This window comes from Flavobacterium sp. ASW18X, assembly GCF_005144745.1.
Lineage (GTDB): Bacteria > Bacteroidota > Bacteroidia > Flavobacteriales > Flavobacteriaceae > Croceivirga.
In genome coordinates, this window is sequence record NZ_SWKK01000014.1 from 131,441 (window position 1) to 139,897 (window position 8,457).

The 8,457-nt window shown below is 33.6% G+C and carries 10 protein-coding genes; all 10 read left to right on the forward strand.

Annotation, left to right across the window (positions count from 1 at the left end; translation table 11 throughout):
* Positions 1–61 precede the first annotated feature (61 nt).
* Positions 62–505 carry a DUF1569 domain-containing protein gene (locus FBT53_RS11040; RefSeq protein WP_136951247.1) on the forward strand — a complete coding sequence of 148 codons (444 nt, stop codon included), beginning with the start codon at positions 62–64 and terminating at the stop codon, positions 503–505.
* Entirely contained in the window at positions 506–1,087 is a 582-nt protein-coding gene (locus FBT53_RS11045) for a Crp/Fnr family transcriptional regulator (RefSeq protein WP_136951248.1), read from the forward strand.
* 2 nt (positions 1,088–1,089) lie between these two features.
* Positions 1,090–1,809 carry a hypothetical protein gene (locus FBT53_RS11050; RefSeq protein ID WP_136951249.1) on the forward strand — a complete coding sequence of 240 codons (720 nt, stop codon included), beginning with the start codon at positions 1,090–1,092 and terminating at the stop codon, positions 1,807–1,809.
* Between the two features lie 119 nt (positions 1,810–1,928).
* Positions 1,929–2,579, forward strand: a complete 651-nt coding sequence (locus FBT53_RS11055) for an MltR family transcriptional regulator (RefSeq protein ID WP_136951250.1) — start codon at positions 1,929–1,931, stop codon at positions 2,577–2,579.
* 129 nt (positions 2,580–2,708) lie between these two features.
* Entirely contained in the window at positions 2,709–3,326 is a 618-nt protein-coding gene (locus FBT53_RS11060; protein ID WP_136951251.1) for a DUF4304 domain-containing protein, read from the forward strand.
* Positions 3,327–3,406: 80 nt separating this feature from the next.
* Positions 3,407–3,820: a UPF0158 family protein gene (locus tag FBT53_RS11065; RefSeq protein ID WP_136951252.1), complete on the forward strand. Its 414-nt coding sequence runs from the start codon at positions 3,407–3,409 to the stop codon at positions 3,818–3,820.
* Positions 3,821–3,965: 145 nt separating this feature from the next.
* Entirely contained in the window at positions 3,966–5,069 is a 1,104-nt protein-coding gene (locus FBT53_RS11070) for a hypothetical protein (protein WP_136951253.1), read from the forward strand.
* A 129-nt stretch (positions 5,070–5,198) separates the two neighbouring features.
* Positions 5,199–5,873, forward strand: coding sequence for a hypothetical protein (locus FBT53_RS11075; protein ID WP_136951254.1), 675 nt, complete (start codon positions 5,199–5,201; stop codon positions 5,871–5,873).
* A 798-nt stretch (positions 5,874–6,671) separates the two neighbouring features.
* Positions 6,672–7,508 carry a DUF4886 domain-containing protein gene (locus FBT53_RS11080; protein WP_136951255.1) on the forward strand — a complete coding sequence of 279 codons (837 nt, stop codon included), beginning with the start codon at positions 6,672–6,674 and terminating at the stop codon, positions 7,506–7,508.
* A 152-nt stretch (positions 7,509–7,660) separates the two neighbouring features.
* A complete protein-coding gene (locus FBT53_RS11085) occupies positions 7,661–8,350 on the forward strand; it encodes a DUF6624 domain-containing protein (RefSeq protein ID WP_136951256.1) in 690 nt (229 codons plus the stop codon).
* Positions 8,351–8,457: the final 107 nt, after the last annotated feature.

Below are 8,457 nucleotides of genomic sequence, written 5' to 3' on the forward strand. Positions count from 1 at the left end.
AATTTTTGCCCAGATAATTTATCGCTATTTTGTAATTTGAAGCTCTAAATACCAACACCTTATGAAATCTATTTTTGATACCGAAGCTTACGAAGAACTAATGGCTAGAGCCGATAAACTCACCCCAGATTCCCCTCGTGGTTGGGGTAAAATGAGTGCCGCACAAATGGCTTGGCATTGCCAATACCCGCTACAACTAGCGGTAACGAATAAAAAGACTAAGGTGAACGGTAATTTTTTAGTTCGATGGTTTTTTAAAAAATCCTTGTATAATGATAAACCCTGGCGTAAAAATCTACCAACGGCGCCAGAACTCAAAGCTAAAGAGGAGAAAGATTTTACTACGGAAATTGAAAAGCTAAAAGCGCTAATAACCGATTGCCACGAAGTAAAAACAAGAGAAACATGGAATCCGCACCCACTTTTTGGCGCTTTTACCAAAGACCAATGGGGACAATTGGAGTATAAACATTTAGACCATCATTTTAAACAATTTGGTGTGTAAATGGATACTCACTGTTTCTTGCATCAAATTTTTAAACCCGAGAATTTTTCCGTAGCAGATTTACAACTAATCACCGAACAATTTACGGAAGTCGACTTTGCTAAAAATGACACCTTGATTGAGAGTGGTAAACCCGCCAATTACTATTATTTCTTGGAAAGCGGTTATTTACGGTCTTCTATATACGATACCCACGGTAATGATATTACCACTAAATTTTTCTGTCCACTGGATATTGTAATCGACTGGAATGCCTACTTTTTAAAACAGCCCTGTAAAGAGCGCATAGTAGCGCTTACAGAAGGCAAAGCGTGGCGTATCACCTTTACTAATTTCATGAAGTTATTTCATATTGAAGCCTTTAGAGAAGTGGGCCGTACCCGATTAGTTAACAGCTATTTTGAGCTAAAAAACCATTCCCTAGCAGTAATTGCAGAACCCGCAAAGGATAGGTATTTGCGTTTAATGCAGCAGCAACCAGCGTTGCTGCAACATGCCCCCTTAAAACATTTGGCTACCTATTTAGGTATTACGGATACGTCTTTAAGTAGAATAAGAAAAGAAATTGTAAAAACACCTTAACCATGATTACAGACCAAGTTCCGTTGGGGCTAAGCATTTTATTTTTAATTGCGTTTTTGGTTCCGTTATTCTTAATAGTAAAGCTCATACGCAACTTTAGCAGTACAACTAATGGCATATTGGTACTGTTGTTTTATCTCTTTTTTCTTTTAGGCGTGCTCCTACTACAATACAACGGGTATTTTAGTGTGGTAAGCTTACCTCCCAAAATCATTGTATTAACTACCCTACCACTTTTAGCTTTTTACCTTGTAGTAATCCATCAAACCACATTTTATAAAAAACTAGTACAAAACACGCCCTTAGCTGCTTGGGTACAATTGCACATTTTTAGATTAATTGGAGGTTTTTTTCTTGTGCTTTGGGCCTTGGACACGCTACCCAAAACGTTTGCGCTTATTGCTGGCACGGGAGATATTATAACCGCATTGTGTTCCCTTTATGTAGCTAAAGCTATAAAACAACAGAAAAGGTATGCCAAGCGCTTAACTTATATTTGGAACACCTTTGGCCTGTTAGATATCCTTGCTACCTCTTTTACGGCGGTGTTATTGACCAAATGGAATATAGAAACAGGTACCATGGGGGTGGATATTCTTACCACCTTCCCCTACTGCTTTATCCCCGCCTTTGCCCCAGCCACCATTATTTTTCTGCATGTTACTATCTACAAAAAGCTATTGAAGTGGGAAACTACTATGATGTATCAAAACCGTAACTAAAAAAAGGAGCGTTTGCCAACATAAAATTTAGTAGTTTTATACGAAAGAGGTATTCGTTAAATGACGGATATTTGGTTGTTGGTTGCAATTTCACATAACCCAAGATAAAAGAATTAAAATTGTTTACGACTGAACAACAAAAGGAAAGAGAAGAAAATATTTCAACTTTAAAGAAAGTACGGAATGAATTGAACAATGAAACTGATAGAGGATGTTGCTTAGTGGCTACTTCTTATTTAGATTTTGAACTTGAAAGAATGCTAAAAAAGAAGTTAGTTGGCTCAAATAAACATTTAAAATCATTATTCGAATTTTCTGGTCCCCTTGGCACATTTTCTTCGAAGATAAACCTATCCTATTCTTTAGGTTTTATTAGTAAAACCTCTCTGACTGATTTGCACACAATAAGAAAAATAAGAAATGACTTCGGACACTCTTATGAATCTCTTAGTTTTGAAACAGAGTCAGTGAGGCAAAGGATTAATCTTCTCAAAAGTAATTTTTACACACCTGGAGAAATTCGACCTCGGGGAGTTTTTACTAATACTGTTTATGGAATTATGGCGGAGATTCACGTAGCTGGATTATTAGATAACAAGTTTCAAGAAAAGGAAGATGGATTTATTACTGACCCAGAATCAAAAAAGAAAATAAAGGAAACTGCTAAAAAACTTACAGAAGAACTTTCCAATTTAATAATGCAGATTAAGGAGGAGGATGAGAAGGAGAAAGAATCTAAAAGTAAAAAAACTGCAACCAACAATGAATAACACAAATTGCGGAATACCTTTCAAAAATGCCATTTTTGACTACCTTTTAAAATAGAGTTTAACGGAAAAATTCAAATATCCAAGCCGCAACTTGCGTTATTCGAGACGTTACCTGCAATTCCGATAAAAATGAAGTCAGCTGATTTTAAGAAAATAGTAACTAAGGAACTAGCTCCGTTTCTTCGAGATAACGAATGGAAAGGGACTGGATTTGACTATACAAGACACATAGTAAATATTGTTCAGGCATTTACTGTCCAACCATCAAGTGCTGGAGGAAAGTTTTGCGTAGAAATTGGAGTTCATTTTGACTTCATCCCATTAAAGGTGGAAAAGGAGTTTTCAAAAATGAAGACTTGGGATATGGATATCAGAACTCGACTGAACCCTAATGATGAAAGTGATTACTGGTGGGATTTTCCTAAAACTGAAAACGAATCTAATCTCCTGTTTGATGAGTTAAAGCACCTAATATCTTCAAGTGGACAAGAATACTTCAACCAGTTTTACAATTGGGAAGATATTTGCGAAAAATTCACACCGGAAGATATTGAGAATGGTAATACAAAGATTCTTTTTAAAATATCACCTCTAAGAACTGCCTTACTTTTAGCGAGAATAAATGACAAATTAGGAGATAAGAAAAAGGTTATTGAATTTTCTGAATTTGGACTATCTAAAATAGTTGGAAATAAAGGCTCAGGGCTAATCCCAGATTTTGAAAATTTAATAGAAAAAAGCAGGTGACACGGTGTATAAAAAATAGCTAATAAATACTTAATCGAAAGGTTTGTGTATATTTAGAAAGTCCGCCAACATGTCAAAAGATGAAATTGAGCGAAGAAAATTTAAAAGAAATTAGTGAACTTCTAGATACCGGTATGGATTGTTTTTATCATCTTCTAACCGGACAAATTGAATACCATCCAGATGTGAACCATCCTTATTTTGAGCCCGAACATTGGACCGATGTCATCCAAAGAATTGATAGTGAAAACGAAAATTATATTCGATTTAAAAAAATGGATGCAAACCAAAGTTTCAAGGTAATGGAAGATTTTGCCAAATCCTTGGAAGATTCCCTTTTTAAAAGCAAGTTGTTATTAGCATTGACCAAGCCTAAACCCTTTAGGAATTATAAAAATTTAATCGATGCGTCTGACTTTAGAAACCAATGGTTTGATTATAAGAATAAGATTTATATAGAATTTGTGAGGCAACAGGCCGAATTACTAAAATAAAAGCTAGTGCTACACACTTATACCCTAATTCACTTGCGTTAAATTTGCTCCAATGCAAATCCTATTTTTTAAGTAACCTTTAGTTTTAAGACGGAATTTTCACTACGTAAAATTCCACAACACTTACCACATTACAAACTGCAGCATGAAACAACTTAAAATTATACTTTTTCTTTTTTTAAGTGCCTACGCTTTAGGACAAAAAGTGACTTACAACTACGTGGTAGATGCAGCAGATGCAGAAGCTAATGAGGTTCTTAAGCTCTTTGAAAACTACTTAGCTTCTAATCCCCAGAACAAAGAAAAAAACCCATATTGGAATTTTGAAGAACAAGAGAAACATACAAATTTTGACTTCTTGGAGCGTGAATTTCAACCTTCACTTTACATGGGGTTTCCCGTTCATATTTTAAGTTTAACATCCATAAACGGAACCTATCAAATTAAAGCACAGTTTTCGTATTGCAAAGAAAATGGTAGCCCTTATGTTTTAGCAATAGTCAACTATTTTGCAAAAAAAGAAAATGGAACGTTTAAACTATTTAATGCCTTGACCATTAATAAACAGACTTGGCAATGTACAACCGTTGGCATTGTGGATTTTTACTACCCAACATCTCATCAATTTAATTACGATAAGGCTAAAAAACTCAACGATTTTGTAAATAAAACTTGTACGCACTTTGGTATACAACCAAAACCATTTGAATACTACCTTGCTGATGAATACGATGAAATCCAAAAACTAAAAGGCTTAGATTATTATCTAGGAATGGGCGGCCCCTCAAAACCAAGGGGTAAAGCTACTGACGATAAAGTGTATTGCGGAGGTTTAGGAGAATACTATCCGCACGAAGCTTTTCATGTTCAGATAGATGGGCACTTTCCAAAAATGCATTTTTGGGCTTCCGAAGGCATAGCCACACTATTGGGTGGGAGTCGTGGAAAAAGCTTGGATTGGCATATAAAAAAAACAAACCGCTATTTACAGCAACATACAGAGATAGACCTAAACCAAATGCTTCTACTAAAAAATTTGGATAACGAAACCGCTTATCATTATGTAATAGGGGGGTTGATAGTAAAAAAAATAGTAGATAAGGGAGGTTGGGGTTTACTCACAAAATTTATGTCTAGTGGTAAAACTGATGAGGACTACTATAAAGCTATTGAAAAGTACCTAGGAATACCTAGGGTTCAATTAAACGACTATATTAGAAAACAATTACAAATTGAGGCTAGACAGTAACAGTTGTTTACCAAAACCTAAAGTTGTAAAAATGCATTTTTTACCGCTTTAAAATTTAGTAGTTTTATACAAAAGAGGTATTCGTAAAATGACGGATACTTGGTTGTTATACGCCATATCGTTAAAATTATGAGAAAACTATTTTATTTCATTATCCTTCTTAGTCGTTTAGGGTTAGCACAAACTGGATTCATTGAAATAGAAGTGAAAGATTCTATTCATTTGAAGCCAATCCAATTTGAATATCAAGTAAAAATAAACTATGACAGTTTCGCCGATTATAGTGAAAGTTCAACTGGAATAACAGAATCAAAAAAAAAAGAAATTAGGTCAAAACTGGAGGAATTAGAAAGTTTCCTTAAATCTAAGAACTATGACTTTCGACCATTGAACGAAGAGAAATACCAAATAAATGGTTATTCTGGAATTTGGAACTTAGGCTTTTCCATTAGTCTATTAAAATCTAGCGAAATAGATAATCTTACCGCCGATTTGAAAAAATTTGATTTCATAACAGGTAATGTTGGACAAATAACATTCAATGAAAACGATTCGTGGGAAGAAAGACTTTTCGAAAAATTAGTAAAAAAAGCTAAGCTAAAAGCGAAAAAGTTTTCTGAATTAACTGGACAAAAATTAGGCAGAATTATCGAATTAAAAGAAGGAAAATTCAATGAAGATTTTGGACTTAATATTAAAGATATTTATCTAGTAGCAGCAATGGGTGCGGATTGGACAATGGAAAAAGACAAAATCTTCGGAAATAGATGGAAAACAGTTTCTTTCAAGTTCGAAACGAGATAAATACGACGTACAACAACGCCAATAAGTAATGCGGACTGATGTTTTAGACGAAAGTGATTTTCTAACAACAACACTCACAATTTTGTAAATTGATTTCCAACAATAAACAAATTCAAAAATGGTTCGTTTGGGTTCCTGCCAAATTGAAGACTAGCGCTTTTCAACCCCGAACTTTTCATAGCCAAACCGTTGCCTTTCATTAACAAACAAACAGAAATAAATAAAAAATATAATGGAAAAAATCACAAATTATCTATTCTTAATAGCTGGAATAATTAATGTTGGGTATTTAATTGGAACTTTTTTCGGAGGTCAAAGTCCGCTATTCAATAATATTAATATTTGGGTTCAAAGATTGCTTTTAGTAATTTTAGCTGCTGGGTTATATAAGTTTATATAAGGAATAGAAAACCAAATAATGATTGTAATGACTAAGGCTGCTAAATTTATTCCGCTTATATTACTAACAATATACCTTATTTTCATAAAGAGGTTAGATATTGAATGGAATTTAAGATTAACAATTCTAATAGGAATGATTGTTATAAGTCTCATTACTCTCTTTAAGACAAGAGAAAATAGTATCCCAAAAAAAAACATTTGGTACTTGTTATTAGGGGTGTTGAGCACTATTCTGATATCAATATATTTTATCAACGTGGCATAACATGGTATAAACGCAATAGCGGCTGGGGCACATACCCTGACCGTTTTGTTTTTAAGCCAATATCTGCACAAATGGAAGGTTCTGTTTACTAAACCCGCTACTACGATTATACTCACCGCTACCTGTAATTTATGAAAAACATTCTGCTCATATTTTTTATTCTTGTCTCTGTTAAATGTAAATCTCAAGATACAAAGGGAACTGAAAAAATAAATGTTCTCTTCATTGGAAATAGTTTGACCTATTACTACGATATGCCAGAAACATTACAAAAAATGCTAAATGAGACTACCTCAAATTTCAGCATTGAACATAGTACATTACCTGGTATGTCATTGGATGGACATTTGAACAACATAATTGAATCACGAACTGAAAATGGAATCAGCACTCGGAAAAAAGAAATTGGTGAAAGAACAGAAACAGAAATTAAGCTATCCGAAAAGGAATGGGATTTTATAATACTTCAAGAAGGAACTGTAAGACTTTTAATACCAGAGGCTAAAGAATTTAAAGTTGAAACTGCCATTGCAGAAATAAAGAATCGTATTTCAAATCAAGATTGCAAGTTTATTTTGTTTAAAACTTGGCCTTCAAAAAAAGAATACCCGAAACAATATTGCTATTCTAAATGGGCAATTAATCATTCTTTAGAGAATGACAAGTATTGCTCACCTGAAATAGAGAGTTTAGAACAGGAAATTGCATTTATTAATAAAGCGTATGATTCAGTTGCTGAAAAATACGAACTCACAACATCCGATAATGTCAATAAAATTTATGAGATTCTAACTGAACACCAAGATATCGATGTATATGAGGACAACATTCATCCAAACAAATACGGAGCATTTTTAAACGCCTGTGTTTTTTATCAGATGCTGACTCACAAAAAAGCATCTGAACTGATATTCAATGGAGAAATTGAACCAAATATAGCAGAAATATTAAAAAAAATAGTGGAATAAAAACTACAGGTAACATGGCTATAATTCATAGAGGTTGGATATCCTAAACGGAAATCCTTAACTTAAAGCCATGGTTAGATTTCAGCGGAATGATTTTGCGGATAATACCTCAACGAAATCATAACCGGAACGTTATACATAATTGGAGAAAAATGAAATCCTTTAGAATAATTTTCTTAACCCTTTTAACATTAATTTCTTGTAACAGAATTGACAAAAAAGACAATTCTGAAAAGGAAAACATTAACCTTGAATTAAAAAGCACACTTGAATCCATTTTAATAAAAGACCAAGGAATAAGAGAAATTGTAAACGGAAACTTATCTGATAAAAGAAAAACTGAACTACTCACTCAAATGAACTTATCTGAAAATGATATAGACGGAAATAGAAAGTTCAACTTAATGCGTAAAATTGACAGCATCAATATAGTTGAAGTTGAAAACATTATAGACAAATTCGGATATCCAAGTAAATCACTTGTTGGAGAACCTGCTAATAAAGCTATATTTTATGTAATTCAACACTCGAATAAAATAAACAAATATCTTCCACTGATTAGAGAAGCCACAAAAAATGGAGACATCTCTCAAACTTCTTTAGCAATGATGGAAGATAGAAATTTAATGGAACAAGGGCTTGAACAGATTTACGGAACTCAGATAAAAGGACAAGCCAATAGGAAAGGTGAATGGATATATTTCCTTTGGCCTATTAAAAATGTGGATTCAATAAATGTCTGGAGAAAACAAGCTGGATTTGTGCAAACTGTTGAAGAATATTTAAAAGAAATGGATGTTGAATTTAAGTTATATGAAATTAACGAATTAAGTGAATTGTAAAAACTGGTTACAACATTGGTAACCGTTGCGCAAGCCCTTGAACAGCAAAAAAGAGACCTCTTTTAAGCCCTTTTTAGGGGCTTTTTGTTTTTAGGACGACTGGGCAA